Below are 26506 nucleotides of genomic sequence, written 5' to 3' on the forward strand. Positions count from 1 at the left end.
TGTCTGACTCATTCTCACGCGTCGAACGAGCGACAGCTCTGCCTGCGCGCTCACCCCATACTTCATCACCATGAAACTTTATTTTTCCCCCACCTCTCCCTACGTTCGCAAATGCATGGTCACAGCGTTTGAGCTCAACTTGGTCGACCAGATTGAGTTCTTGCCCGCCAGCGCACACCCCGTCAACCGCGATGCCGCCATCGTGGCCAACAACCCGCTGGGCAAAGTGCCCACCCTGTTGACCAACGACGGCCATGCGCTTTACGACAGCCGTGTGATTTGCGAATACCTCAACGCCATCGGCCACGGCAACTTGTTGCCCGCCAACGGCCCTGAGCGTTGGGAAGCGCAAACCCTGCAAGCGTTGGGCGATGGCATCTTGGATGCCGCTTTGCTGGCACGCTACGAAACAGCCGTGCGCCCCGAGGCCTTGCGCTGGCCCGAATGGGTCGAGGGCAAGTTGGATGCCATTCGCACCTCGCTGGCTTACTTAGAACACCACCCAGACGTGTTTGAACGCACCTTTCATTTGGGCTTGCTGACCATCGGCTGCGCGCTTTGGTATTTGGATTTGCGTTACCCAGACTTGGCGTGGCGTGAGAACTACCCCACCGTGGCCAAGAGCGCTCAATCGCTGATGACGCGGACCTCCATGACACAGACTTGGGCCATGCCATGAAAGCCGTTTGGTACACCCAAAACGGCGAAGCGCGCGATGTTTTGGTGTTTGGCGAATTGCCAACGCCCGAGCCGAAAGCGGGTGAAGTGCGGGTCAAGCTGCACACCTCGGGCGTCAACCCGTCCGATGTGAAGTCGCGCAAAGCACGGCCTGTGCAAGACCCTGAAATCATTCCGCACAGCGATGGCGCAGGCGTGATTGATGCCGTGGGCGACGGCGTCTCGCCTGAGCGCTTGGGCCAACGCGTTTGGTTGTGGAATGGCCAATGGCAGCGCCCATGGGGCACGGCCTGTGAGTACATCACCGTGCCAGAGGCGCAAGCCGTTCGCCTGTCCGATCACATCGACGACGCAGCAGGTGCATGCATGGGCATTCCCGGACTGACCGCCATGCAGGCCGTCTTGTTGGCGGGCGATCTGACGGATGACTTGAAGGGCAAAACCGTGCTGGTCACTGGGGCCTCCTCGGCCGTGGGTCACTACATTGCGCAAATGGCCACACTCGCCGGTGCGCATGTCATCGGTACCGTCGGTTCGCAGACCAAAGCCTTGCATGCGCAAGCAGCGGGTGTGCGTGATGTCATTTTTTACAAAACCGAGTCGGTGCCGCAGCGGATTCAAGCCCTCACGCAAGGGCGAGGTGTGGACTGCATCATCGACATGGACTTCTCCACCACCACCGACTATATCGCCCAAGGTGCCTTGAAAGCGCATGGCACGGTGGTGTGTTACGGCTCTAACAACGCGGTCATTCCCGTCACCTTCCGGCCCTTGTTGTGGGGCTCGATCAACTTGAAGTTTTTCTTGGTCTACGACTTACTGCCCAGCGACCGCGACCGCTGCATTGCGCGTTTGAGCGACATGCTGGAGCGCCAGCAATTGCGCCACACCATCGGCCAGCGCTTCAGCTTGTCGCAAACGGTGCAAGCGCACGAATGCGTGGAAGCGGGTCAAACCATCGGTCAAGTTGTGATCGATATTGCGTGATCAACATTCTTTAAGCGAACCCCCTCATGGACCTGCAACTCGCCCACAAACACATCCTCATCACCGGCGGCAGCAAAGGCATTGGCTTGGCCTGCGCTGACGTTTTTTTGCAAGAAGGCGCGCGCGTTACTTTGGTCTCGCGTGACTTGAGCAATTTGCAAAATGGCAAAGCCTATCTTTTAGCCCGTCATGCGAGCGCGCACGTGCATACCATCGCAGCAGATTTACGCTTGGCTGAATCAGGAACTTGGGTGCTGGATGAAGCCGAAACCACGCTGGGCCCCGTCGATGTGTTGGTCAATTCAGCCGGCGCGGCCAAACGCACACCGGCTGCCGAACTCACGCCGCAAGATTGGCATGACGCCATGCAGGCCAAGTACTTTTCGTACATCCACATGATCAACCCGACCATCCAACGAATGGGCGAACGTGGCGCGGGCGTGGTGGTCAACGTGATTGGTGCGGGTGGCAAAGTGCCCAGCGCCATTCACATGCCAGGCGGTGCCGCCAATGCCGCCTTGATGCTGGCCACGGCAGGCATGGCCAACGCCTATGCAGGCAAAAACATCCGTGTGAACGCCGTCAACCCGGGTTTGACGGTCACTGACCGGCTCAAAGAGGGCTTTGCCGCAGATGCCCGCGCCAATGGCATCACCGAGCAAGAAGCCATGACGCGCGCGAGTGCACGCATCCCTTTGGGGCGCATGGCCGACCCCATCGAGATCGCCAATGCCGTGGTGTTTTTGGCCTCCGCACGGGCCAGCTACATCACAGGCATCAGCTTGACGATGGATGGCGGCATGAACCCGATGGTGGTTTAAGCGCGATTAAGGCTGTGGGCCCCAAGGCGCATTCAGCATGAGCTTGTTTTCTTGCGACAGCAACAACGGACGTGTTTGCTTGGCAAAGGCCATGAATTCGGGGTCGTTGAACACGCCCGCCCAAAACGCGCGGCGGTCGGCATCGTCGTCAAACTTCCACACATGGATCAGTTGGTTCACCGCGCCGATGTCGCCGGTGAAGTAGCCCACCAACTTTTGCGGGTGCTTTTGCAACGCCGGCCAACCTTGTGTTTTGTAAAGCTCCACCACCTCCGCCAGCTTGCCCACGATGGCGGTGTAAGTGCGCAATTCATAAATAGCCATGCCGTAACTCCTTGTGTTGAACAAAAAACTTGTGCAAATGAGGATCGCACGCTGCATGCCATTGCGTTGTCGCAAGTCGGACATCGCTGCTGGCAAAATAGGGGCTAACCCGCCCAGATACAAAACCCCGCCATGAACACCCTCCCCCCCACACACGCCCCCCAAGAACCCCGTCTCACCAGCCTGTCACATGGCGGCGGTTGCGGCTGCAAGATTGCGCCAGGCGTGTTGAGCGAGATCTTGAAGGGCACGAGTGCCATGCCCATCCCCAAAGAACTGCTGGTGGGCATTGAGACGGCCGACGATGCGGCGGTCTACCAACTCAACGACGAGCAGGCGCTGATTGCCACCACCGATTTCTTCATGCCCATCGTCGATGACCCCTTCGACTTTGGCCGCATTGCCGCCACCAACGCCATCAGCGATGTGTATGCCATGGGCGGCACACCCATCATGGCCTTGGCGCTGGTGGGCATGCCCATCCATGTCTTGTCGTCTGAGACGATTGGCAAAATTTTGGATGGCGGACAAAGCATTTGCCGCGAAGCGGGCATTCCCATTGCAGGCGGCCACACCATCGACTCAGTCGAACCCATTTACGGCTTGGTGGTGATGGGCTTGATCCACCCCAAGCGCGTTAAACGCAATGCCGATGCCCGCGTGGGCGACCGCCTGATCTTGGGCAAACCGCTGGGCGTGGGCGTGATGTCTGCCGCTTTGAAGAAAAACGGGCTGGATGCGCAAGGCTACGCACAGATGATTGCCAACACCACCCAACTCAACACCCCCGGCGCCGCCCTCTCGGCCCTGCCCGGCGTACATGCCATGACGGATGTGACCGGCTTTGGTTTGGCCGGTCACGCGTTAGAGATGGCGCGCGGCTCCAAAACCACCATCGAACTCGACATGGCCCGCATTCCCCTGCTCGCCAGCGTGCGTGAACTGGCCCGCGTGGGCATGATCACCGGTGCCTCGGCGCGCAATTGGGCGGCGTATGGCAAAGACATTGAACTCAGCCCAGACTTGCACGCCATCGACCAAGCCTTGCTCACCGACCCCCAAACCAGCGGTGGTTTGTTGGTGGCCTGCGCGCCTGAATCTGTGCATGAAGTGCTCGCCGTGTTCAAACAACACGGCTTTGACGCAGCCACAGACATTGGCGAAATCACAGCCGCTCGCGCAGACGGCATTCAACTCCGCGTGAACTGAACACTCGACTTAAAGGAATACACCCATGGGCGCTCAATGGAAAGCCAAACACAAAGATTTGGCGGCTAACGCCAAAGGCCGTGTCTTCGGCAAACTGTCGAAAGACATCATGATTGCGGCACGCAACGGTGCCGACCCCGCCGCCAACGCGCGGCTGCGCTTGGTGATTGAACAAGCGCGCAAAGTCTCGATGCCCAAAGACACGCTGGACCGCGCGATCAAAAAAGGCGCAGGCCTGACCGGCGAAACCGTGAACTTTGAACACGTCATTTACGAAGGCTTTGCCCCGCATCGCGTGGCCGTGATGGTCGAGTGTTTGACCGACAACGTGAACCGCACCGCGCCTGAAATGCGCGTGCTGTTTCGCAAAGGCCAGCTGGGCACCTCGGGCTCTGTGTCGTGGGACTTTGACCATGTCGGCATGGTGGAAGCCGAACCGGCCAACGCAGGTGCTGACCCTGAGTTGGCCGCCATTGAAGCCGGTGCGCAAGATTTTGAAGCGGGCGAAGAAGAAGGCGTGACCTTGTTTTTGACCGACCCCGCCGACCTCGATGTGGTCAGCAAAGCCTTGCCTGAGCATGGCTTTACCGTGCTGTCGGCCAAGCTGGGCTACAAACCTAAAAACCCCATCGACCCTGCCACTTTGAGCGCGGCCGACCTGGAAGAAGTTGAAACCTTTTTAGCCGCCATCGACGCCAACGACGATGTGCAACATGTTTACGTGGGCTTGGCGGGCTAACACGCCCTCACGCCTGCAAACGCGCCCTATTTTTTAAATCAACGTATAGCCTATGTCTCAAATTCCAGCTTGCCCTCAATGTGCCCAAGAAAACACCTACGAAGATGGCACCAACTTCGTTTGCGCGGACTGCGGCCACGAATGGCCCCAAGTGGCAACCGCTGCTGAAGACGACGATGAGGCCGTGGTCAAAGACGCCAACGGCACGGTGCTGCAAACCGGTGACGCCGTGGTGTTAATCAAAGACCTCAAAGTCAAAGGCTCATCCACCACACTCAAGATGGGCACCAAGGTCAAGAGCATCCGCTTGGTGGGCGGCGACCATGAAGTGGACTGCAAGATGGATGCAGGCAACTTCATGCTCAAAGCCTGCTTCTTGCGCAAGGCCTAACAACCCCTTTTTTGACCCACTTTAAATTGTCACCCCGCCATCCACCACGATGCTTTGGCCGGTGACGTAAGAGCCCGCTTGCGACGCCAAAAACACGGCAGTGCCCGCAATCTCATCGGGCTCACCAATGCGGCGCAGTGGCGTGGTCCGCATGCGCTCGGTCAGCATGGCCTCGTCTTCCCACAGCGCGCGGGCAAAGTCGGTTTTGATCAAACCTGGGGCGATGCAATTCACACGCACGTTGTGCGGGCCGTACTCCACCGCCAAGTTGCGCGCCAGCTGCATGTCGGCGGCCTTGCTGATGCAATACGCGCCAATCACCGGCGAGCCACGCAAGCCGCCAATCGACGACACGATGATGATGGAGCCCGATTTTTGAGCCGTCATCTGCGGTGCCACCAGCGCGATGAGCCAATGGTTGGCCACGATGTTGTTGTCCAAAATTTTGCGGAACTGCGCATCGGCAATGCCCGCTTGCGGCCCGTAATACGGGTTGCTCGCGGCGTTACACACCAGCACGTCAATGCGTCCAAACTGGCGGTTGGTTTCAGCCACCAAATGCTCTAAATCCTCTTTGGACGAAATGTTGGCCGCCACGGCAATGGCACGCCCAGCGCCATGTTTGGCGTTGATGGCGTCTACCACCTCGGCACAGGCGTCAGCCTTGCGTGACGAAATGACCACGCGCGCGCCGTGCTCCGCCATGCGCTCGGCAATGGCGCGGCCAATGCCGCGTGACGAGCCCGTGATGATGGCCACTTGGCCTTCTAAGTTAAACAAATTCATCGTGCCATTCCTCAATCGGCCTTCACGCCAGCGGCGTTGATCACCTTGGCCCATTTGACGATTTCTTCGTCCAAGAACTTACCCGCTTGCTCAGGACTACTGCCAACCGACTCAATGCCCAAGGCCTCAAATTTGGCACGCAACTCGGGCGAGTTAATGGCCTTGGCGGTTTCGGCAGACATACGATTCACGATGTCTTTGGACGTGGCGCTAGGCGCTAAAAACAACACCCACGTCGAACCTTCGATGGCTGGGCCGCCAGCTTCAGCAATGGTGGGCACCTCGGTCGCACCCGGCACGCGCTTGTTGGAAAACACCGCCAAAGGTTTGATCTTGCCGCTGCGCACATGGGGCATCATGGCGCTGGCTGTGTCGGTCAAGACTTGCAAATTACCCCCCATCAAATCGGCCAATGCGGGTGCTGTGCCTTTGTAGGGCACATGCACCATGTCGGCGCCGGAGGCTTGCTTGAACAACTCTTGTGTCAAATGCGCAGCAGCACCCACGCCTGAGGAGCCAAAGGCGACCTTGCCTGGGTTGGCCTTGGAGTAGGCGATGAGTTCTTTCACATCTTTCACGGGCAAGTTGTTGCTGACCGTCATCACCAGCGGTGCAATGCCGACCAACGAGACGGGTGCAAAGCTTTTCACGGGGTCATAGGGCATTCGCCCTGCATACAGGGTGGCGTTGGCGGCATGTGCGCCAATCACCGTCAAGAACGTGTGACCGTCTGGCGCTGAACGTGCGGCAAGGTCAGCCCCCAGCATCGAGTTAGCGCCCGGTTTGTTTTCGATCACGATGGTCCAGCCCGTTTGCTCTTGCACCTTTTGCACCACCATGCGTGTGGCGTTGTCGGTGATGCCGCCCGGTGTGTAGGGAACGATCCACTTGATCGGCTTGCTGGGCCACGCGGGGGATTGCGCTTGGGCCCACGCAGGCAATGTCAACAGCAAGGCCAGTGCGGCGCGTTTGGCGAAATTCACAGTTTGCATGATGTGTCCTTTTTCTGAATGACAGACCCTTTTGGGCCTTAGATTCATTATGGGGAGCCTGCTTTGGCTTCGTGCGTCTGCTAGGCGACAGTCACACACTAGGACAAACCTCAAGGCAGCCGCATGCAGCGCGGGTTTACAGTGAATCGCAACATGACACCACCGCGCATCGCCCTCATCCACGCCACGGCCTTGGCCATGACGCCCATCACCGAAGCCTTCGCCCGACACTGGCCCAGCGCGCACTGCCAACACCTGCTCGACGACACGCTGTCACGCGACCGCGCCAGCGCAGGCGAACTCACCGAGGCCATGGTGCAACGCTTTGTCGATTTGGCGCTCTACACCCAGCGCGCAGGCGCACAAGGCATTTTGTTCACCTGCTCGGCCTTTGGCCCCGCCATTGAACGGACCGCACAAGCAACAGGCTTGCCCACCCTCAAACCCAACGAAGCCATGTTTGAAGACGCCCTGGCCATGGCGCAACCGGGCCGCGTGCTGCGCATTGGCTTGCTGGCCACCTTCGCTGCCTCCATTGAGGCAATGTCGCAAGAGCTAATGGCCTTGGCCCAATCACGTGACATCGCCATCGAGCTGGCCACCGGCTTTGTGCCCGAAGCCATGCAAGATTTGGCCGAAGGCCGCGCTGACATGCACCACCAAAAAATTGCAGCGGCTGTGCCCCAGCTGCCGCCCTGCGACGTGGTGATGCTCGCTCAGTTCTCGATGGCCGCCGCCCAACCCCTCGCCCAACAGCACAGCACTGCACCTGTGCTGTCCAGCCCCGATTGCGCCGTCTTGGCCCTCATGAAACGCATGCACCATGTCTGACACCCACGTCACCTTTGACCAACTGAACCACTTCATCTGCCAGACCATGCTGGCCTTGGGCCTGCCATCCGAGGACGCCGCCACCGTCGCCCGGCTGATGGCTCAAGCCGACTTGCAAGGCTCGGACGGCCACGGCGTCATTCGCATTCCGCAATACGCGCGCCGCATCTTGGCGGGGGGTGTGAACACCACGCCCACCATCCGCGTCAAAGAAGAACGCCTCGCCACCGCCTTGCTCGACGGCGACAACGGCATGGGCCACTTGGTGATGCAACGCGCGGCCGACATGGCGATTGAGAAAGCCCGTCGCTGTGGCATCGCGTGGGTGGGCAGCCAATTCAGCAACCACGCCGGCCCGGCGTCTTTGTACGCACGCATGCCCTTGGCACACGACATGATTGGCCTGTACTTTGCGGTGGGCAACGCCAACCACTTGCCACCGTGGGGTGGGCTGGACATGCTGCTGTCCACCAACCCGATTGCGGTGGCCATTCCGACCCAAGACGAAACGCCCATCGTGCTCGACATGGCCACCACCGTGGCCGCTTACGGCAAGGTCAAAGCCAAGGCCCAACGCGGCGAAATGATGCCCGAGGGCTGGATGATCGACCGCCAAGGCCAACCCCTGCTCGACCCCAAGCGCAGCGAAGAAGGCTTCTTGATGCCCATCGGCGGCTACAAGGGCTATGGCCTGTCGCTCATCGTGGGCTTGCTGGCCGGCACGCTCAACGGTGCCGCCATGGGCAAAGCCGTGATCGACTTCAACAAAGACGACACCAGCGTGACCAACACCGGCCAAGCCATCGCCGTCATCGACCCCTCAGCGTTTGGCGACATTGGCGAATTCAAAGCGCGTGTGGACACCTTGGTGCGTGAGTTGCGTGCCAGCGAGCGCATGCCCGGTGTGGACCGCATTTGGCTGCCCGGCGAGCAAAGCGAAGCCAAGCGCGTGGCCTACACCACGCAGGGCATTCCCATCGCGCACGCCTTGACCGAGCAACTCAACCAAGTGGCTGACCGCTTGAACGTGCCGCGCTTGAGCGACACGCCCACTTGATTTTTATAACGCGCTCATATCGCGCTGATAACGCAGGAGTTTTAGCCATGCAAAGACGACAAGCCCTACAACACGGCGTGATGGGTTTGGCCACGCTGGCCAGCTTGGGCACTGCCCCTGCTTGGGCGCAGCAGGCTTACCCGAACAAACCCATCAAACTCATCGTGCCCTTGGCCGCAGGCAGCGCCGTCGACAACGCCGCACGCATCGTGATGCAAAAAATGGCCCTCAGCTTGGGCCAAGGCATTGCCATTGACAACCAAGCCGGTGCAGCGGGCTTGATTGGCGCGGATCGCGTGGCCAAATCGCCTGCCGATGGCTACACGCTGGGCGGCTTCAACGACAGCATCATGACCATGCTGCCCAATCTGCAAAGCAAGATGCCTTGGGACATCCTGCGCGACTTCGAGCCCATCTCCTTGGTCGCCACTGTCGAATGGGGCTTGGTCGTGCCCGCTGACTCGCCCCTCAAAACAGCCGCCGATTTGATCGCCGCCGCGCGCCAAGCACCGGGCAAGGTTAACTACGGCTCGGGCGGCAACGGCAGCCCGCAACACATGGCTATGGCTTTGTTTGCCTCGCAAGCGGGCGTGCAACTCACCCATGTGCCCTACAAAGGCGCCACGCAAGCGGCGGTGGGTGTGGCGGGCAAAGAAGTCGACGTAGCGTTTCAAGGCATTGCCACCGTCAGCGCGTTGGTAAAAGCAGGCAAGTTGCGTTTGATTGCGGTGACCACGCCCAAGCGCTTGGCGCAGTTCCCTGAGGTGCTCACCGTGGGCGAGTCAGGCCTGAGCGGCTTTGAGTTCAACTCATGGTTCGCCTTGTTGGCCCCCGCCCACACGCCCAAGCCCATCGTCAAGCAATTGCACCAAGAGGTGAGCAAAGCACTGGGCGACGCCGCCGTGCGCGAGCAACTCATGGGCCTAGGCCTCACCCCACGCGGCACCAGCCCCGAGGAATTGGCGGCGGCACTGCGGGCGCAACTGGCACGCTACGAAGCGTTGATCAAGCAAGCCAACATCAGCGTGGAGTGAGCCTAAAGCACCTTGCTGCGGCTGGACTTGATCTCGGACACCTTCTTTTTACCCTCTAAACGCCGCTTCTTAGAGGCGTAAGTGGGCTTGGTGGCGCGGCGGGTTTTGGGGGCGTGCTCGACGCTTTGCACCAACTCCAACAAACGCGCAAAAGCCTCAATGCGGTTCATGTCTTGGCTGCGATGCTCTTGCGACTTGATCACCACCACACCATCGCGGGTGATGCGGTTGTCCCGCAAACACAGTAAGCGCTCTTTCACATCGTCAGGCAGTGAAGAGGCCCAAATATCGAAGCGCAAGTGAATGGCGCTGGACACCTTGTTCACGTTTTGCCCGCCCGCCCCTTGGGCGCGGACGGCGGTGACTTCGATTTCGGATTCTTGGATGTCTATCAAAATTTAAATATGCCAACCCGGCACAAAACTCATACCCCACAAAATGAGGCTGATGGTGAAAAACGACGCGACGGTAGTGACCAACAAGGCAGAGGCGCAAAACCCCGCCAGCCCGTGGCGTTGCGCCAGCAGCGGGTAAATGCCGAGCATGGGCATGGCGGCCAACAAAATAGCCGACACCTGCAGCGACGACTCCATGGGCCCCACCACCCACAGCATCAAACCGACCATCAAGGGGTGCAGCACCAGTTTGCCCAAGGCAATCCAACGCACTTGGCGCAACAAGCCTTCCATGCGCATGCCTACCAAAGTGCCGCCATTGACAAACAAGGCCAAAGCCGCGCACGCGGCGGCAAACATATTGGTGGTTTTGGCGAGCACGGGGGACAGCTCTAAGTCAAACAACGAAAAGCAAAAGCCCAGCACGATGCCCCACATCATGGGCAGCTTGCACATGCGCCACAAACTCTCTTTGACGGTTTGCTGCCAGGAGGCGTGCTCGGACTCGCCGCTGTCAGCAATGGCTAGGGCCAAAGGAATGATCAGTAAGTTTTCAATTAGCACCGTCAAAGCTAAGGCCACACCCGCAGCCGGCCCCAACACTTGCAACAAGATGGGGTAGCCCACGTAGCCGCTGTTGGACGAGCTGAAACCCATGGCCACCAAGCCGCTTTCGGTCAAGCCTTTGTGACGGAACTTGCGCCACAACATCAAGCCACAGGCAAACGACAACAACGATCCCAAGCCGTAGGCGAGCAAATACTTGGGGTGCAACACGTCTGAAAAATTGCGGTTGGCCAAGGCGTTGAACAACATGGCGGGCAGGCCAAAATTCAACACAAAGCGCCCCATCACCTGACCGTCTGCCTTGCTGAACATGCCGCGTTGCGTAGCGGCAAAGCCCATGCCAATCGACAGATAAATCGGGCCGGTGATGGTGAGGATGTTGAGCATTCGAACGAGCTTAAACGGCCGTCTTGTCCAAGCCCAGCAAACGCACCGCGTTGTCTTTCAAGATGCCAGGCATCACTTCGGGTTTGAAACCGGCGACTTCAAAGTCTTTCATCCAGCGCTCGGGCGTGATCAGGGGGTAATCGCTGCCGAACAACACGCGGTCTTTGAGCAGTGTGTTGGCGTATTGCACCAACTGTTTCGGAAAGTACTTGGGGCTCCAGCCCGACAGGTCAATCCACACATTGGGTTTGTGCGTGGCCACACTCAAGGCCTCGTCTTGCCAAGGGAAGCTGGGGTGGGCCATGACGATTTGCATGTCAGGCCAGTCAATCGCCACGTCGTCCAAATGCATGGGGTTGCTGTAGGCCAAACGCAGGCCGCCACCGCAGCGCATGCCGCTGCCAATGCCGCTGTGGCCGGTGTGAAAAATGGCGGGCAATTTGTAGTGGTTGATCACCTCGTACAGGGGCCAAGCCATCTTGTCGTAGGGGTGGTAGCCCTGCACGGTAGGGTGAAATTTGAAGCCTTTGATGCCGTCTTCTGTGATCAAACGCTCGGCCTCGCGCGCGCCCATCTTGCCCTTGTGCGGGTCGATGCTGGCGAAGGCAATCATCATGTCGCTGTTCTTTTTGGCAGCGTCGGCGATCTCTTCGTTGGGGATGCGGCGGCGGCCCAGTTGCGATTCGCTGTCGACGGTGAACATGACCAAACCGATTTTCTTTTCGCGGTAATACGCCACCGTTTCGTCGATGGTGGGACGCAAGCTGGAGCCGAAATATTTGTCAGCGGCGCGGTCGTACTCTTCGCCGTAGCTGTCAAACGGGTTGCGGCAACTCACCTCGGCGTGGGTGTGAATGTCGATGGCAATGAGGTTTTTGTAATCCATGGGCTTGTCTCCTTGGGGGTGGGTGCTAAAGGTGGGTTGAGGGGCTGACGTTAAAACATTCTGAACTAGGGTAAGTCCGGATTATTTAGTTATCTTACATAACCATAATTCAACCACAAAACAAAAGCAAGCTGACACAAACCCGAACGCGACACACAGGCCCTCACCATGAACTCCAACCCAGACATCCACTTTGAAATGCAAGACACCGTTGCCGTGGTGCGCTTGACCCGCCCCACCAAGCGCAACGCGTTGAACGACAAGTTGATCGCCTCGCTGCGCCACATCTTCGAGAACCTGCCCGCAACCGCCAAAGCCGCCGTGATCGCCGGTGACGGTGACCACTTCTGCGCAGGCCTCGACCTCAGCGACTTGCAAGAACGCGATGCCGGCCAAGGCATGCACCACTCCCGTTCGTGGCACCACGCCTTAGAGCGTGTGCAATACGGCCCCGTGCCTGTGGTGGCGGCCTTGCACGGCGCTGTGGTGGGTGGCGGTTTGGAGTTGGCCAGCGCCTGCCACATCCGCGTGGCGGACGAGAGCACGTTTTACGCGCTGCCTGAAGGCACACGCGGTATTTTTGTGGGCGGCGGCGGCTCGGTGCGCATCCCCCGCTTGATCGGCGTGGCCCGCATGACCGACATGATGTTGACCGGCCGCGTCTACAACGCTGCCGAAGGCGAGCGCGTGGGTTTGGCCCAGTACTTGGAGCCCAAAGGCACCTCGTTTGCCAAAGCCATGGAACTGGCCAAGCGCATTGGCAACAACGCCCCGCTGACCAATTACGCCCTCATCAACGTGCTGCCCCGCATTGCCGAGCAGCCTGCGGACCAGGGCTTCATCACCGAATCCATGATTTCGGCCATCGCCCAATCGGCGCCCGAAGCCAAACAACGCGTGCGTGACTTCTTGGAGGGTCGTGCAGCCAAGGTGCAGCAAGCATGAGCGCCCCCAAATTCCGCGACATGACCTTTGGGGTCACCCGCGTCACCATGCGCGAGGGCCAGCAAGGCATCCGTTACATGGCTGCTGACCAAGAGATCGCCCCCTACGCGCACCGCTTGACCGACCGCTTGGTGCATTGGAGCCAAGAGGCCCCCACCCGCACCTTGTTTGCACGCCGTCAAAAACAAGCCGATGGCAGCACCGGTGACTGGCGTCACGTCAGCTACGCCGAGGCGCTGCAAACCGCGCGCAGCATTGGCCAAGGCTTGCTCAACCGTGGTTTGAACGCCGAGCGCCCTGTGGTCATCCTGTCTGAAAACAGCTTGGAACACGCGCTGTTGGCGCTGGGCTGCATTTACGCGGGCGTGCCTTATTGCCCCGCATCGCCGGCCTATTCCACCATCAGCCAAGACTACGACAAGCTGCGCCACATCTTGACCACGCTCACACCGGGCTTGGTGTTCGCGTCAGACGCGGCGCGTTACGGCAAAGCCATCCAAACCGCCGTGGGTTCCGATGTAGAAGTGGTGTTGCACGAAGGCCACCTCGACGGCCGCGCCGTGACGATGTTTGACGATTTGGCCGCCACCGAAGCCACGCCCGCCGTGGATGCAGCCATGGCTACCACCGGCCCCGACACCATCGCCAAGTTTTTGTTCACCTCGGGCTCCACCAAAATGCCCAAGGCCGTCATCAACACGCAACGCATGTGGTGCGCCAACCAGCAGCAAATGGCGCAGTCCATGCCCGTGCTGGCCGACGCCCCACCCGTGCTGGTGGACTGGCTGCCGTGGAACCACACCTTTGGTGGCAACCACAACTTTGGTTTGACCGTTTACAACGGCGGCACGCTCTACATCGACGACGGCAAGCCCACGCCGGCCTTGATGGCCGAGACGCTGCGCAACTTGCGCGAAATCTCGCCCACCGTGTACTTCAACGTACCCACCGGCTTTGAAGCCATTGCCAACGCCATGAAGACCGACGACGCCTTGCGCGCCAGCTTGCTCAAACGCGTGCGCATGTTCTTCTACGCCGGTGCGGCCTTGGCCCAACCCATTTGGGACAGCCTATTTGAGAGCCAAGAACGCGAAGTGGGCGAACGCATCGTGATGAGCACCGGCCTTGGCATGACCGAGTCGGGCCCCTTCGCCATCTTCGTCACCAGCCCCAACGTGAAAGCGGGTGACTTAGGCGTGCCCACCCCCGGCATGGAGCTCAAACTCGTGCCCAACAGCGACAAGGTGGAGGTGCGCTACAAAGGCCCCAACATCACCCCCGGCTACTGGCGAGCGCCCGAAGAAACCCAAGAAGCGTTTGACGAAGAAGGCTTCTTCTGCACCGGCGACGCCGTGAAATGGATCGACGAAACCGATGTGCACCAAGGCCTGAAATTCGACGGCCGCATTGCCGAAGACTTCAAACTCGCCACGGGCACCTTTGTCAGCGTGGGCCCCTTGCGCGGCAAGATCATTGCGGCAGGCGCGCCGTACATCCAAGACGTGGTCATCACGGGCTTGAACCGCAAAGAAGTGGGCGCCTTGATTTTCCCAACCGCTGCCGTGCGTGGCTTGAGTGGCTTAGGCCCCGAAGCCTCGCTGGCCGAGGTGTTGGCCAGCGCCCAAGTGGTGGCGCATTTCCAAACCGTGCTCAACCATTTGAGTGAAACGGCCACAGGCAGCGCCTCGCGCATTGCACGCGCCGTGTTGTTGAGCGAGCCGCCTTCGATCGACAAAGGCGAAGTGACGGATAAAGGCTCCATCAACCAACGCGCCGTGCTCAAACACCGCGATGCGCTGGTGCAAGCCCTGCACGACGGCCAAGCGCCCCACACCTTGCTGCCGCACTGAACTCAACACGCTGAACTCACCCCTTCTAGGACACACACATGCAAATTCAAGGACAAACCGCCCTCGTCACCGGCGCGGCCTCAGGCCTCGGTGAAGCCACCGCACGCGAACTGGCGCGTTTAGGCGCCAAAGTGGCCGTGCTCGACGTGAACGCGGCCTTGGCCCAAACCGTGGCCGACAGCCTCAACGCGCAACATGGTGCAGGCACGGCCGTGGCCTGCGCGTGCGACATCACCAACACCGACAGCGTGCAAGCCGCCCTGAATGCCGCCCACGCCACCTTGGGCCCCGCCCGCATTTTGATGAACATTGCCGGCATCGGCACCGCCAAACGCGTGGTCGGCAAAGACGGCAACGCCGCCCCCTTGGAAGACTTCGCCCGCGTGGTCAACGTCAACCTGATTGGGGCCTACAACATCAGCCGCTTGTTTGCCGCCGAATGCGCCAAACTGCCGGCGGGCGAAGACGGCGCGCGCGGCGTGATGATGTTCACCGCCTCGGTCGCCGCCTTTGATGGCCAAGTGGGTCAACAGGCTTACAGCGCATCCAAAGGCGGCTTGGTCAGCATGACGCTGCCCATGGCCCGCGATTTGGCGCAACACGGCATTCGCGTGTGCACCGTGGCGCCGGGCCTATTTGCCACGCCCTTGATGCGCACACTGCCTGAGCCCGTGCAGCAGTCCTTGGCCGCGTCTATTCCGTTCCCCTCACGTTTGGGCAAGCCTGAAGAATTTGCTGAACTGGCCTGCCACATCGTCACCAACAACCACTTGAACGGCGAAGTCATTCGCTTGGATGGTGCGTTGCGCATGGCTCCTCGTTAAACGTAAAAGGCCAGACATGACACAGACCTCAGTCCCTCACGCCAGCCCCATCACCACCGCCTTGGCCTGCACCTTGGGTGCCACGCTGATCGCGGGTTGTAGCGGTTTACCTTGGCAAGCCACCAGCCCCGTCCAGCAACTCACGCCTGCCGTCGGTGCCAGCCTGCAAAACTGCGATGCCTTGCCCCAGCAATTCAACTTTGCCCGCACCCACATCGACAGCAGCGCGCGTGTGGCAGCCGGTGCCATGAAGCAAGGCGACCAACCGCTGCCCGAACACTGCCGCGTGACTGGGCAGATGAACAAACGCAAAGGCAGCGATGGCCGCGACTACGCCATTGGCTTCGAAATGCGTTTGCCTCAACAGTGGAACGGCCGCTTTTATTACCAAGGCAACGGTGGCCTCGACGGCTCTGTGCAACCCGCTTTGGGCGCATTAGGTGGCGGCCCCATCACGGGCGCGCTGATGCAAGGCTTTGCCGTCATCAGCTCGGACGCTGGTCACACTGGGCCCCAAACGCCGTTCTTTGGCATGGAGCCTCAAGCACGGCTCGACTACGGCTACCAAGCCGTCGCCAGCCTCACACCCATGGCCAAAGCGCTGATTCAAACCGCGTATGGCAAAGCCCCCGACCGCTCCTACATTGGCGGTTGCTCCAACGGCGGGCGGCACACCTTGGTGGCGGCCTCTCGTTTGGGTGACCAATACGACGGCTACTTGGCCGGTGCCCCTGGCTACCGCCTGCCCAACGCCGCCTTGGCACAGCTTTGGGGCGCGCAGCAATGGCAGACGCTGGCCACACCCGGCGCCACCGTCAAACACCCCATGAACCCCAACGCCAGCTTGGTCAACTTGGAAACCGCGTTCACGGTGCCCGAGCGTCAAATGGTGGGCCGCCGCATCTTGGAGGTGTGCGATGCCCTCGACGGCGCGCAAGACGGTTTGGTGCAAAACACACAAGCCTGCCAAAGCAGCTTTAACTTGCAGCGCGACGTCAAAACCTGCACCGCCGCACGCGATGGCAGCTGCTTGACCGCCGAACAAAAACAAGTGGTGGCCCGTGTATTTGCCGGTGGCAACACCGCTGACGGTCAGCCCATTTACGCCAGCTTTCCCTACGACACAGGCGTCGCAGGCAGCAACTGGGCGATGTGGAAATTTGTCAATGCTTTGGCGCTCGACCCGCTGGCCGTGGGGGCCGTTTTCAGCAGCCCACCCGATCGCGTGGACCCACTGAAGATCGACATCAACGCACGTCCAGCGCTGTTTGCTGCGACCAACGCCACGTACACCGAATCGGGCATGAGCCTGATGACGCCGCCCGGCCACAACCACCCAACCAACCTCGCATCGCTGCGCGAACGCGGCGCGAAGATGATGGTCTACCACGGCGTGAGCGACCCGATTTTCTCGGCCGACGACTCGCGCCAATGGTGGTTGCGCGTCAACCAAGCGCAAGACGGCAAAGCGGCTGACTTTGCGCGCTACTTCCCCGTCCCCGGCATGCTCCATTGCAGCGGCGGCGCGGCCACCGACCAATTTGATCTGCTGACCCCCTTGGTCAAATGGGTGGAACAAGGCATTGCCCCGCAAGCCCCGACGGCCAGCGTTCGCCACGCCGCCGCAGGCAACCCCGAACTGCCCAACACATGGGCTCCCAACCGCTCACGCCCTTTGTGCGCGTACCCCACCACTGCACGCTACAACGGCTCAGGCTCGATCGAAGATGCCTCGAACTTTGCGTGTCGCTGATTTTTTCAACCGTTTCATTTCACAATTTTTAACAGGAGACAAACCATGAGCAATCGCCGTCAATTTATCCAAACCGCCCTCGCCCCTGTGGCACTGGGTGCCCTTGCCCCCTTCAGCGCCTTCGCGCAAAGCGGTGCCTTGCCACTTGAATTGGTCAAAATCGTCAACGGTTTCCCCGCAGGTGGCAGCGCCGACGTGACCAGCCGCCGCATCGGCGACAAACTGGGCAACAGCAGCTACACCAAGAACGGTGCCGTGGTGGAAAACAAAACTGGCGCCGCAGGCCGCATCGCCGTGGAAACGGTAAAAGCCGCGCCCGCTGACGGCTCCGTGCTGTTGTTGACGCCCTACTCGATGACTGCGATTTACCCGCACATTTACAGCAAGCTGAGCTACGACCCGTTCAAAGACATCGTGCCTGTGGCCATGGGCTCCATGTTGTCGCACGGTTTGGCTGTGGGCCCCATGGTGCCCGCCAGCGTGAAAAACGTGAAAGACTACTTGGCTTGGGCCAAAGCCAACCCCAACGACGCCAGCTACGGCTCACCCGCTGCCGGCTCAACCCCTCACTTCTTGGGCGCCTTGCTCGGCCTGAACAACAACGTAGACCTCAAGCACATCCCTTACCGTGGCTCGGTGCCTGGCATTGCCGACGTGATTGGCGGTCAATTGGCCTCCATGATCACGCCCCACGGCGACTTCATCGCCAACCACAAAGCGGGCAAGCTGCGCATCATCGCCACATCGGGCCGCACCCGTTCACCGTTTGTGCCTGAAGTAGCGACCTTCGCTGAACAAGGCTTCCCAGACTTGATCGTCGAAGAGTGGTTCGGCTTCTACGCCCCCGCCAAGACACCCGCCAACGTGATCGCAGCGGCCAACGCGGCCATCAACGTGGCCATCAAAGACAAAGTGGTGATCGACAGCTTGGCCTTGTCTGGCATGGTGCCCGTGGGCGGCTCACCCGAAGACATGGCGCGCGACATGAAGAAGCAATACGACCATTGGGGCCCCATCGTCAAACGCATCGGCTTCACGGCTGAATCCTGATCGACCTTGCGGAGCCCAGCACATGAATTACCAACCCCGTCTTGAAGATATCCAATTCATCTTGGAGAAGGTGCTTCATGTGCCGCAACGCATCGCCGAAATGCCTGTGTTCGCCGAGGTCGATGCCGACCTCATGAACCAGGTGCTGGAAGAAGCCGGCAAATTTGTGGGCGAGCAAATCGCCCCACTCAACCGCGTCGGCGATGAAGTCGGCGCCCAAATTAAAGACGGGGTGGTCACCATGCCACCCGGTTTCAAAGCCGCGTACCAAGCGTTTTGGGAGTCAGGCTGGGCCTCACTCACCACCGCCACCGACGATGGCGGGCAAGCCTTGCCCGCGGTGTTGGAAAGCGTGTTGTACGAATGGCTGTCCGCCGCCAACCATGGATGGACCATGGCCCCAGGCTTGCTGCACGGCGCGTACGAGTGCATCAAGCACCACGCCAGTGCCGAACTCAAAGCGCAGTATTTAACGAAGGTGGGCACCGGCGAGTGGCTGGCCACCATGTGCTTGACCGAACCCCATGCGGGCAGCGATTTAGGCTTGGCCAGCACCCGCGCGACCCCACAAGCGGATGGCAGCTTTGCCATTCGTGGCACCAAAATTTTCATCTCGGGCGGCGAGCACGACTTGACCGACAACATCGTGCATTTGGTGTTGGCCCGTTTGCCCGATGCGCCCGCTGGCCCCAAAGGCTTGTCGCTGTTTTTGGTGCCCAAGTTTTACGCCGATGGCGCACGCAGCGCGGTGCATTGCGAGCGCATCGAAGAAAAAATGGGCATCCACGGCAGCCCCACCTGCGTGATGCGCTTTGACGAGGCCCAAGGCTGGCTGATCGGCGAGGTCGGGCGCGGCCTCAACGCCATGTTCGTGATGATGAACGCGGCCCGCTTGCACGTCGCTCTGCAAGGCGTGGGTTTGCTGGACGCCGCTTGGCAAAAGGCCGACGCCTACGCCCACGAGCGCCGCCAAATGCGTGCGCCCAAACCGGCAGGCGTCAAAGGCACAGCCTCGGCCGACTTGATCATCGAACACCCGGCCATGCGCCGTATCTTGGACACGCAACGCGCTTGGGTCGATGGCTCGCGCGTGCTGGCCTACAAAACCGGCTTGGCGCTGGACCAAGCCAAGCACCACCCCGATGCGGCGCAGCGTGAATCAGCCCAGCGCTGGTGTGCATTGATCACGCCCATTTTGAAATCGGCCTGCACCGAGCAAGGCTTTCATGGCGCGAGCGACTGCTTGCAAGTGTTTGGCGGCCACGGCTATGTCAGCGAATGGGGCATTGAGCAAAACGTGCGCGACGCCCGCATCGCCATGATTTACGAGGGCACCAACGAAATTCAAGCCATCGACTTGCTGATGCGCAAAGTCTTGAGCGACGGCGGCAGCGCCCTCAATGCGCTGCTGGACGAATTGGCCCAGCCGCTGTCGGGCGCCCAACACCACGAAGCCCAAGTGCTGGACCTGTTTGCCCAGTTACGCGCCATCACCGCCGAAGCGGTCAACGTCAACGGGCAAGCAGAGGGCGCCATCGCTTTGAGTTGGATCGCGGGCGACTACCTGCGGCTGGCCACCTTGGCCCTGCTGGCTTGGAGCTGGACGCAAATTGACCAAGCCACAGCGGCACCCGCCACAGACGCCAGCCGCTGGCAAGCGCCTGCCACCGCCTTGCGCGCGTGGGTGTTGCCCGAGTTCGGCATGCGAGCGGCCATGATTCGCGGACAATTCACCGCGACATGAACGACAACATCGACACCCGCTTTCTCGAAACCCTGCTCGGCTACAACACCCGCCGAGCTACGTTGACCATCATCAACCGCTTCATGGAACGCATGGCGGCTTACGAGCTGCGGCCCGTTGATTTTTCGGTTCTGTCGCTGATTGGGCACAACCCTGGCATCACCTCGCGCCAGTTGTGCAACGCACTCAACATCTTGCCGCCCAACTTGGTGGGTTTCCTCAAAGCCTTTGAAAAACGAGACCTGATTGAGCGCAAACCGCACCCCACCGACGGACGCGCCGTGGGTTTGTTTTTGACAGAAGCAGGAAACGCGCTGATGCAGGAAGCCGAAATCACGGCAAACGAATCAGATCTGAGCACCGCCACGGCCCTGACCGCCGCAGAGCGTAAAACCCTGACACGGCTGCTGCAAAAGATTTACCTGCAAGGCTAAGCCAGCAGGGCTCGTTACACTCTACAGCTTCGATTTCTGACCCTCAAGGACTCCCCATGATCACCACCCCTTCCGGCCTGCAATACATCGACACCGTGGAAGGCGACGGCGCCACAGCCGCTGCTGGCCAATATGTGAGCGTGCACTACACCGGCTGGCTGTACAAAGACGGCGAGCAAGGTGCCAAATTTGACTCCAGCCGTGACCGCAACGACCCGTTTGAGTTCGGTTTGGGCGGCGGCATGGTCATCAAAGGCTGGGACGAAGGCGTGCAAGGCATGAAGATCGGTGGCCAACGCACCTTGATCATCCCCCCAGAGCTGGGCTACGGTGCCCGCGGCGCTGGCGGCGTGATTCCGGCCAACGCCACCCTCAAATTTGACGTGGAATTGCTCGCCGTCGAGTAAACCACGCAGGTCGCCAGCCTCTGCGCGCGACCTCACGGGGCCCCTTGGGGCCCCATTGCTTTTTCAAGGGACGTGTTTGGCTGTGGCAAATATTTGCAAAACCACACTTGAAACAAGGTCTGACGGCCCCACTTACCTCCTATATCTTCGAAAACTGAGCTTTTGAATAAGCTTTTTAAGCATGTCTGAACCCACACACACCCTAGACGCCGCGGCACAAGAAGCCGCACTGCAAGCCGCTGCACAAACGCTGGCACAAGCCGCTGAACCAGCAGCCGCCCTCGACCCATTGGCTGCGGCCCAAGCCGAAATCGCCGCGCTGCAAGCCAAAGCCGCTGAATTGCAAGATCAATATGTGCGCGGCCAAGCCGATGTGCAAAACGCCCGCCGCCGTGCAGACGAAGAAGTCTCCAAAGCCCGCAAGTTCGCCTTGGAAAGCTTTGCCGACAGCCTTTTGCCCGTGCTCGACAGCCTCGAAGCTGGGTTGGCCGTGCAAACCGCCACACCTGAGCAAATCCGCGAAGGCGCTGAAGCCACGTTGCGTCAACTCAAGAGTGCATTGGAGCGCAACAAAGTGTTGGCCATTGATCCCGCTGCGGGTGCCAAGTTCGATCCAGCCCAACACCAAGCCATCAGCGTGGTGCCCGCCGATCAAGATGCCAACACCGTCGTCGCCGTGCTGCAAAAGGGCTACTTGATTGCCGAGCGCGTTTTGCGCCCTGCCTTGGTCACCGTCGCAGCACCTAAATAAACACTTGAAATTGGCAGAGTTAGCCTTAACTACTGCCCATCTGAATTTTTAAAAATCACTGGAGTAAGAACATGGGAAGAATCATCGGTATTGACTTGGGAACCACCAACTCGTGCGTGGCCATCATGGAAGGCAACACGACCAAAGTGATCGAGAACGCCGAAGGCGCTCGCACCACCCCGTCGATCATTGCGTATCAAGAAGACGGCGAAATCTTGGTCGGCGCATCGGCCAAGCGCCAGGCGGTCACCAACCCCCGCAACACGCTGTACGCGGTCAAGCGCCTGATCGGTCGCAAGTTCGCGGAAAAAGAAGTCCAAAAAGACATCGACTTGATGCCTTACACCATTGCCAAAGCCGACAACGGCGACGCATGGGTGGAAGTGCGCGGCAACAAATTGGCCCCGCCTCAAATCAGCGCTGAAATTCTGCGCAAGATGAAGAAGACCGCCGAAGACTACCTCGGCGAAGAAGTGACCGAGGCCGTGATCACGGTGCCTGCTTACTTCAACGACGCACAACGTCAAGCCACCAAAGATGCAGGCCGCATCGCGGGCTTGGACGTCAAGCGCATCATCAACGAACCCACCGCTGCTGCCCTGGCTTTCGGCCTGGACAAAACCGAAAAAGGCGATCGCAAGATTGCGGTGTATGACTTGGGTGGCGGTACGTTTGACGTGTCCATCATCGAGATCGCCGATGTCGATGGCGAGAAGCAATTCGAAGTGTTGTCCACCAACGGCGACACCTTCTTGGGCGGCGAAGACTTCGACCAACGCATCATCGACTTCATCATCACCGAGTTCAAGAAAGAATCCGGCGTTGATTTGTCCAAAGACGTGTTGGCCTTGCAGCGCCTGAAAGAAGCCGCTGAAAAAGCCAAGATCGAGTTGTCATCGGCCACATCGACCGACATCAACTTGCCTTACATCACGGCCGACGCTTCGGGCCCTAAGCACTTGAACATCAAGCTCAACCGCGCCAAGTTGGAACAACTGGTGGACGAGTTGGTCGAGCGCACCATCGCCCCTTGCCGCATGGCCATCAAAGATGCCGGCGTGTCGGTGAGCGACATTGATGACGTGATCTTGGTCGGCGGTATGAGCCGCATGCCCAAGGTGCAAGAGAAGGTCAAAGAGTTCTTCGGTCAAGAGCCACGTCGTGACGTGAACCCTGACGAAGCCGTGGCCGTGGGCGCTGCGATTCAAGGTCAAGTGTTGTCTGGCGACCGTACCGACGTGCTGTTGCTCGACGTGACACCACTCTCCTTGGGTATCGAAACCTTGGGCGGCGTGATGACCAAGATGATCGCCAAGAACACGACCATCCCCACGAAGTTTGCACAAACCTTCTCGACCGCGGACGACAACCAACCTGCCGTGACCATCAAGGTCTACCAAGGTGAGCGCGAAATGGCGTCTGGCAACAAGAGCTTGGGCGAGTTCAACCTCGAAGGCATCGCACCTGCTGCACGCGGCACGCCACAAATTGAAGTGTCATTTGACATTGACGCCAACGGCATCTTGCACGTGGGCGCCAAGGACAAAGCCACGGGCAAAGAAAACAAAATCACGATCAAGGCCAACTCTGGCTTGTCAGAAGACGAGATTCAACAAATGGTGAAAGACGCCGAGTTGAACGCCGCCGAAGACAAGAAGAAGCTCGAAATCGTGCAATCGCGCAACCAAGCGGACGCCGCTGTGCACAGCGTGAAGAAGAGCTTGGGCGAGCACGGCGACAAGCTCGACGCTGGCGAAAAAGAAGCCATCGAAGCTGCCATCAAAGCAGTGGAAGAAGCATTGAAAGGCGAAGACAAAGCCGACATCGATGCCAAGACCGAAGCCTTGATGACAGCCGCTCAAAAGCTGGGCGAAAAAGTCTACGCTGAAACACAAGCGCAACAAGCTGCAGCGGCAGGCGCTAGCGCAGGTGGCGCACAAGCGCAACCCGCTGACGACAACGTTGTGGATGCTGAAGTGAAAGAAGTCAAAAAAGGCTAAACCCTTTTCTCCTTCGATTCACTTTTGATGCGACCTCGCCGCGTTTCACCTGAAAAGGTGGACACGCGGCGAAGTTGTTAGACAAGCCCCAAAAATAACGGCCACGCTGCACCATGTCCAAACGCGATTTTTATGAAGTTCTTGGCGTCTCTAAAGGCGCTTCAGATGACGAGATCAAAAAGGCTTATCGCAAACTCGCGATGAAGCACCACCCTGACCGCAACCAAGGCGAAAAAGCCAAGGAGGCGGAGGCGCAATTCAAAGAGGTCAAAGAGGCCTACGAAATGTTGTCTGACGCGCAAAAGCGTGCCGCCTACGACCAGTACGGCCATGCGGGCGTGGACCCCAACATGCGTGGCGGCCCAGGGGGTGGCGATTTTGGCGGTGGTTTTGGTGAAGCGTTTGGCGACATCTTTGGTGACATCTTTGGCCAGCAGCGTCGTGGTGGTGGCGGCGGCCGTCAGGTGTACCGCGGCAACGACCTCAGTTACGCCATGGAAATCACGCTGGAAGAAGCTGCGAACGGCAAAGACGCACAGCTCAAAATCCCAGGCTGGGACGAGTGCGAAACCTGCGATGGCAGCGGTGCCAAACCCGGCACATCGGCCAAAACTTGCTCTACCTGCCACGGCAGCGGTCAAGTGCAAATGCGCCAAGGCTTTTTCAGTGTGCAGCAAACCTGCCCACACTGCCGAGGCTCGGGCAAGATCATTCCCTCGCCCTGCACCATGTGCCACGGCCAAGGCAAGATCAAGAAACAAAAAACGCTGGAAGTCAAAATCCCAGCGGGTATCGATGACGGCATGCGCATTCGCAGCACCGGCAACGGCGAACCAGGCACCAATGGTGGCCCACCCGGTGATTTGTTCATCGAAATTCGCATCAAGAAACACGAGATTTTTGAACGCGATGGCGACGACCTGCACTGCTCGGTGCCCATCAGCTTCACCACCGCTGCGTTGGGTGGCGAAATTCGCGTGCCGACGCTGGCCGGCGAAGCCGCCATCGACATTCCAGAGGGCACTCAAAACGACAAGCAGTTCCGCTTGCGCGGCAAAGGCTTGAAGGGCATTCGTTCCAGTTTCCCTGGCGATTTGTATTGCCACATTTCGGTAGAAACGCCCGTCAAACTCACCGAGCACCAACGCAAGTTGCTCAAAGAGTTGGACGAGTCGCTGAAAAAAGGTGGCGCCAAACACTCCCCCGCTGAAGGCGGCTGGGCCGACAAACTCAAAAGCTTTTTCAGCTGATCGCCACACGCCTAGAAAAGGCGATACTTGAAGAATGAGCGTCAACATCACCTTTCTGGGCGGAACCGGCACAGTCACCGGTTCCAAATATTTGGTCGAGCATCAGGGTCAGCGTTTGCTGGTCGATTGCGGTTTGTTTCAAGGCTACAAACAGCTGCGTTTGCGCAACTGGACGCCCTTGCCCATTCCAGCCGCTGACATTGATGCGGTTTTACTGACCCACGCACATTTGGACCACAGCGGCTACTTACCGTTGCTGATCAAGCAAGGCTACAAAGGCCGCGTGTATGCCACGCCTGCCACCTGCGATCTGTGTGGCATTTTGTTGCCCGACAGCGGCCACATTCAAGAAGAAGATGCGGCTTTCGCCAACCGCAAAGGTTATTCCAAACACAGTCCCGCCTTACCGCTGTACGACAAGCACGACGCCTTGGTGAGCCTGAAAGCTTTGCACGCACAAACCGTTGGTAAAACCTTCTCGCCACTTCCCGGCTGGAACGCCACGTTTTCCTTTGCAGGGCACATCTTGGGCGCAGCCAGTATCTTGCTGGAAGTGGCAGGACGACGCATTTTGTTCAGTGGTGATTTAGGTCGTCCTGATGACTTGCTGATGAACGCGCCTGACCTGCCGCCCGATGCAGACACCGTGTTGATCGAATCGACCTACGGCAACCGCGAACACCCCAAAGAAGATGTCTTGGCCGAATTAGGCCCAGCCCTCAAACGCGTCTCGGCACGCGGCGGTGTGGCGGTGCTGCCCGTGTTTGCGGTGGGTCGTGCGCAAGCCGTTTTGTATGCCATTGCACAACTCAAAGCCAGCGGCGAAATTCCGCACAGCTTGCCGGTCTTTTTGGACAGTCCGATGGCGGTTCACACCACCGACTTGTACCAAGAACACCCCGACGCCCACAAACTCGACGACGACGGACTGCGCGCCCTCAAGCATGCGGCCACCATGATTGAAACGCCTGAGCAGTCCAAAGCACTGGCCAAACGACATGGCCCCATGGTGATCTTGGCAGCCAGCGGTATGGCCACCGGTGGACGTGTGTTGCACCATTTGGAGCACTACCTACCCGACCACCGCAACATGGTCATCCTCACCGGCTACCAAGCGCCCGGAACGCGAGGTGCCACATTGGCAGATGGCGGCACCTTTGTGCGCATGCACGGACAAGATATTGAAGTGAAGGCAGAAGTGGTGCAGCTGCAATCCTCGTCAGCCCATGCCGATGCCACACAGCTGCTGAAGTGGCTCAAACACATGAAGCACGCACCCGGTCAGGTGTATGTGGTGCACGGCGAATTAGAAGCAGCCGATGTCTTGCGCCAGCGCATTGAACGCGAGTTGAAATGGCGCGCAGTCGTGCCTGAGCACGGCAGTACGTGGCCGACCTGAAGACCCACCTGAAAC

General features: G+C 59.4%; 27 protein-coding genes. 21 read left to right on the plus strand and 6 right to left on the minus strand.

Annotated features, from left to right (window positions below; all coding sequences use genetic code 11):
• Window positions 1-70 precede the first annotated feature (70 nt).
• The 3 genes from C5F52_RS10660 to C5F52_RS10670 are packed head-to-tail and all read left to right on the plus strand — an operon-like array spanning window position 71 to window position 2486.
• The gene (locus tag C5F52_RS10660; RefSeq protein WP_104798339.1) at window positions 71-679 is read left to right on the plus strand and encodes a glutathione S-transferase; all 609 of its coding nucleotides are present in this window, start codon (window positions 71-73) and stop codon (window positions 677-679) included.
• Window positions 676-1665, plus strand: a complete 990-nt coding sequence (locus C5F52_RS10665; RefSeq protein ID WP_104798340.1) for an NADPH:quinone reductase — start codon at window positions 676-678, stop codon at window positions 1663-1665. Before C5F52_RS10660 ends, C5F52_RS10665 begins: the two co-directional genes overlap by 4 nt.
• A gap of 26 nt (window positions 1666-1691) precedes the next feature.
• Window positions 1692-2486 carry an SDR family oxidoreductase gene (locus C5F52_RS10670; RefSeq protein ID WP_104798341.1) on the plus strand — a complete coding sequence of 265 codons (795 nt, stop codon included), beginning with the start codon at window positions 1692-1694 and terminating at the stop codon, window positions 2484-2486.
• A gap of 6 nt (window positions 2487-2492) precedes the next feature.
• Here C5F52_RS10670 and C5F52_RS10675 read toward each other — a convergent pair whose 3' ends face one another.
• Window positions 2493-2810: an NIPSNAP family protein gene (locus tag C5F52_RS10675; protein WP_104798561.1), complete on the minus strand. Its 318-nt coding sequence runs from the start codon at window positions 2808-2810 to the stop codon at window positions 2493-2495.
• A 132-nt stretch (window positions 2811-2942) separates the two neighbouring features.
• On the opposite strand from C5F52_RS10675, the gene selD reads away from it, so the two are divergent.
• The 3 genes from selD to C5F52_RS10690 are packed head-to-tail and all read left to right on the plus strand — an operon-like array spanning window position 2943 to window position 5149.
• The gene (selD, locus tag C5F52_RS10680) at window positions 2943-4019 is read left to right on the plus strand and encodes a selenide, water dikinase SelD (RefSeq protein ID WP_104798342.1); all 1077 of its coding nucleotides are present in this window, start codon (window positions 2943-2945) and stop codon (window positions 4017-4019) included.
• Window positions 4020-4044: 25 nt separating this feature from the next.
• Entirely contained in the window at window positions 4045-4758 is a 714-nt protein-coding gene (locus C5F52_RS10685; protein WP_104798343.1) for a YebC/PmpR family DNA-binding transcriptional regulator, read from the plus strand.
• A gap of 52 nt (window positions 4759-4810) precedes the next feature.
• Window positions 4811-5149, plus strand: coding sequence for a zinc ribbon domain-containing protein YjdM (locus C5F52_RS10690; RefSeq protein WP_104798344.1), 339 nt, complete (start codon window positions 4811-4813; stop codon window positions 5147-5149).
• 21 nt (window positions 5150-5170) lie between these two features.
• Here C5F52_RS10690 and C5F52_RS10695 read toward each other — a convergent pair whose 3' ends face one another.
• Both C5F52_RS10695 and C5F52_RS10700 read right to left on the minus strand, forming a co-directional pair.
• A complete protein-coding gene (locus C5F52_RS10695; RefSeq protein WP_104798345.1) occupies window positions 5171-5935 on the minus strand; it encodes an SDR family NAD(P)-dependent oxidoreductase in 765 nt (254 codons plus the stop codon).
• 11 nt (window positions 5936-5946) lie between these two features.
• Window positions 5947-6927, minus strand: coding sequence for a tripartite tricarboxylate transporter substrate binding protein (locus C5F52_RS10700; protein ID WP_104798346.1), 981 nt, complete (start codon window positions 6925-6927; stop codon window positions 5947-5949).
• Window positions 6928-7080: 153 nt separating this feature from the next.
• Between C5F52_RS10700 and C5F52_RS10705 the strand changes: the two genes are divergently transcribed.
• Genes C5F52_RS10705 through C5F52_RS10715 form a run of 3 tightly spaced genes read left to right on the plus strand, consistent with a single transcriptional unit; the run spans window position 7081 to window position 9849 of the window.
• A complete protein-coding gene (locus tag C5F52_RS10705) occupies window positions 7081-7758 on the plus strand; it encodes an aspartate/glutamate racemase family protein (RefSeq protein WP_104798347.1) in 678 nt (225 codons plus the stop codon).
• A complete protein-coding gene (locus tag C5F52_RS10710; protein ID WP_104798348.1) occupies window positions 7751-8815 on the plus strand; it encodes an Ldh family oxidoreductase in 1065 nt (354 codons plus the stop codon). The genes C5F52_RS10705 and C5F52_RS10710 overlap by 8 nt, the downstream gene beginning before the upstream one ends.
• A 47-nt stretch (window positions 8816-8862) precedes the next feature.
• Window positions 8863-9849 carry a tripartite tricarboxylate transporter substrate binding protein gene (locus C5F52_RS10715; RefSeq protein ID WP_236657827.1) on the plus strand — a complete coding sequence of 329 codons (987 nt, stop codon included), beginning with the start codon at window positions 8863-8865 and terminating at the stop codon, window positions 9847-9849.
• A gap of 2 nt (window positions 9850-9851) precedes the next feature.
• On the opposite strand, the gene arfB is transcribed toward C5F52_RS10715, so the two are convergent.
• The 3 genes from arfB to C5F52_RS10730 are packed head-to-tail and all read right to left on the minus strand — an operon-like array spanning window position 9852 to window position 12084.
• Window positions 9852-10247 carry an alternative ribosome rescue aminoacyl-tRNA hydrolase ArfB gene (gene arfB / locus C5F52_RS10720; protein ID WP_104798349.1) on the minus strand — a complete coding sequence of 132 codons (396 nt, stop codon included), beginning with the start codon at window positions 10245-10247 and terminating at the stop codon, window positions 9852-9854.
• Window positions 10248-11198: an AEC family transporter gene (locus C5F52_RS10725; RefSeq protein ID WP_104798350.1), complete on the minus strand. Its 951-nt coding sequence runs from the start codon at window positions 11196-11198 to the stop codon at window positions 10248-10250.
• A gap of 10 nt (window positions 11199-11208) precedes the next feature.
• On the minus strand, window positions 11209-12084 hold the full coding sequence (locus C5F52_RS10730; RefSeq protein WP_104798351.1) for an amidohydrolase family protein: 876 nt from the start codon (window positions 12082-12084) through the stop codon (window positions 11209-11211).
• A 168-nt stretch (window positions 12085-12252) separates the two neighbouring features.
• Here C5F52_RS10730 and C5F52_RS10735 point away from each other — a divergent pair, with 168 nt between their 5' ends.
• The 12 genes from C5F52_RS10735 to C5F52_RS10790 all read left to right on the plus strand — a co-directional run bounded on the left by C5F52_RS10735 (window position 12253) and on the right by C5F52_RS10790 (window position 26491).
• Window positions 12253-13029 carry a crotonase/enoyl-CoA hydratase family protein gene (locus C5F52_RS10735; protein WP_104798352.1) on the plus strand — a complete coding sequence of 259 codons (777 nt, stop codon included), beginning with the start codon at window positions 12253-12255 and terminating at the stop codon, window positions 13027-13029.
• Entirely contained in the window at window positions 13026-14879 is a 1854-nt protein-coding gene (locus tag C5F52_RS10740; protein WP_104798353.1) for a feruloyl-CoA synthase, read from the plus strand. Before C5F52_RS10735 ends, C5F52_RS10740 begins: the two co-directional genes overlap by 4 nt.
• A 38-nt stretch (window positions 14880-14917) precedes the next feature.
• A complete protein-coding gene (locus tag C5F52_RS10745) occupies window positions 14918-15703 on the plus strand; it encodes an SDR family NAD(P)-dependent oxidoreductase (RefSeq protein ID WP_104798354.1) in 786 nt (261 codons plus the stop codon).
• Window positions 15704-15719: 16 nt separating this feature from the next.
• Window positions 15720-17456: a tannase/feruloyl esterase family alpha/beta hydrolase gene (locus C5F52_RS10750; RefSeq protein ID WP_104798355.1), complete on the plus strand. Its 1737-nt coding sequence runs from the start codon at window positions 15720-15722 to the stop codon at window positions 17454-17456.
• A gap of 45 nt (window positions 17457-17501) precedes the next feature.
• On the plus strand, window positions 17502-18506 hold the full coding sequence (locus C5F52_RS10755) for a Bug family tripartite tricarboxylate transporter substrate binding protein (RefSeq protein ID WP_104798356.1): 1005 nt from the start codon (window positions 17502-17504) through the stop codon (window positions 18504-18506).
• Between the two features lie 22 nt (window positions 18507-18528).
• A complete protein-coding gene (locus tag C5F52_RS10760) occupies window positions 18529-20250 on the plus strand; it encodes an acyl-CoA dehydrogenase family protein (protein WP_104798357.1) in 1722 nt (573 codons plus the stop codon).
• Window positions 20247-20684: a MarR family winged helix-turn-helix transcriptional regulator gene (locus C5F52_RS10765; RefSeq protein ID WP_104798358.1), complete on the plus strand. Its 438-nt coding sequence runs from the start codon at window positions 20247-20249 to the stop codon at window positions 20682-20684. The genes C5F52_RS10760 and C5F52_RS10765 overlap by 4 nt, the downstream gene beginning before the upstream one ends.
• Before the next feature lie 56 nt (window positions 20685-20740).
• Window positions 20741-21091, plus strand: a complete 351-nt coding sequence (locus C5F52_RS10770) for an FKBP-type peptidyl-prolyl cis-trans isomerase (RefSeq protein ID WP_104798359.1) — start codon at window positions 20741-20743, stop codon at window positions 21089-21091.
• Between the two features lie 181 nt (window positions 21092-21272).
• Entirely contained in the window at window positions 21273-21842 is a 570-nt protein-coding gene (grpE, locus tag C5F52_RS10775) for a nucleotide exchange factor GrpE (protein WP_104798360.1), read from the plus strand.
• A gap of 71 nt (window positions 21843-21913) precedes the next feature.
• Window positions 21914-23842 (plus strand): molecular chaperone DnaK, encoded by a 1929-nt coding sequence (dnaK, locus tag C5F52_RS10780; protein WP_104798361.1) that lies wholly within the window; start codon window positions 21914-21916, stop codon window positions 23840-23842.
• A 113-nt stretch (window positions 23843-23955) separates the two neighbouring features.
• Window positions 23956-25092: a molecular chaperone DnaJ gene (gene dnaJ / locus C5F52_RS10785; RefSeq protein WP_104798362.1), complete on the plus strand. Its 1137-nt coding sequence runs from the start codon at window positions 23956-23958 to the stop codon at window positions 25090-25092.
• A 34-nt stretch (window positions 25093-25126) separates the two neighbouring features.
• Window positions 25127-26491 carry an MBL fold metallo-hydrolase RNA specificity domain-containing protein gene (locus C5F52_RS10790; protein WP_104798363.1) on the plus strand — a complete coding sequence of 455 codons (1365 nt, stop codon included), beginning with the start codon at window positions 25127-25129 and terminating at the stop codon, window positions 26489-26491.
• Window positions 26492-26506 lie beyond the last annotated feature (15 nt).

It is taken from the genome of Limnohabitans sp. TS-CS-82 (genome assembly GCF_002943475.1).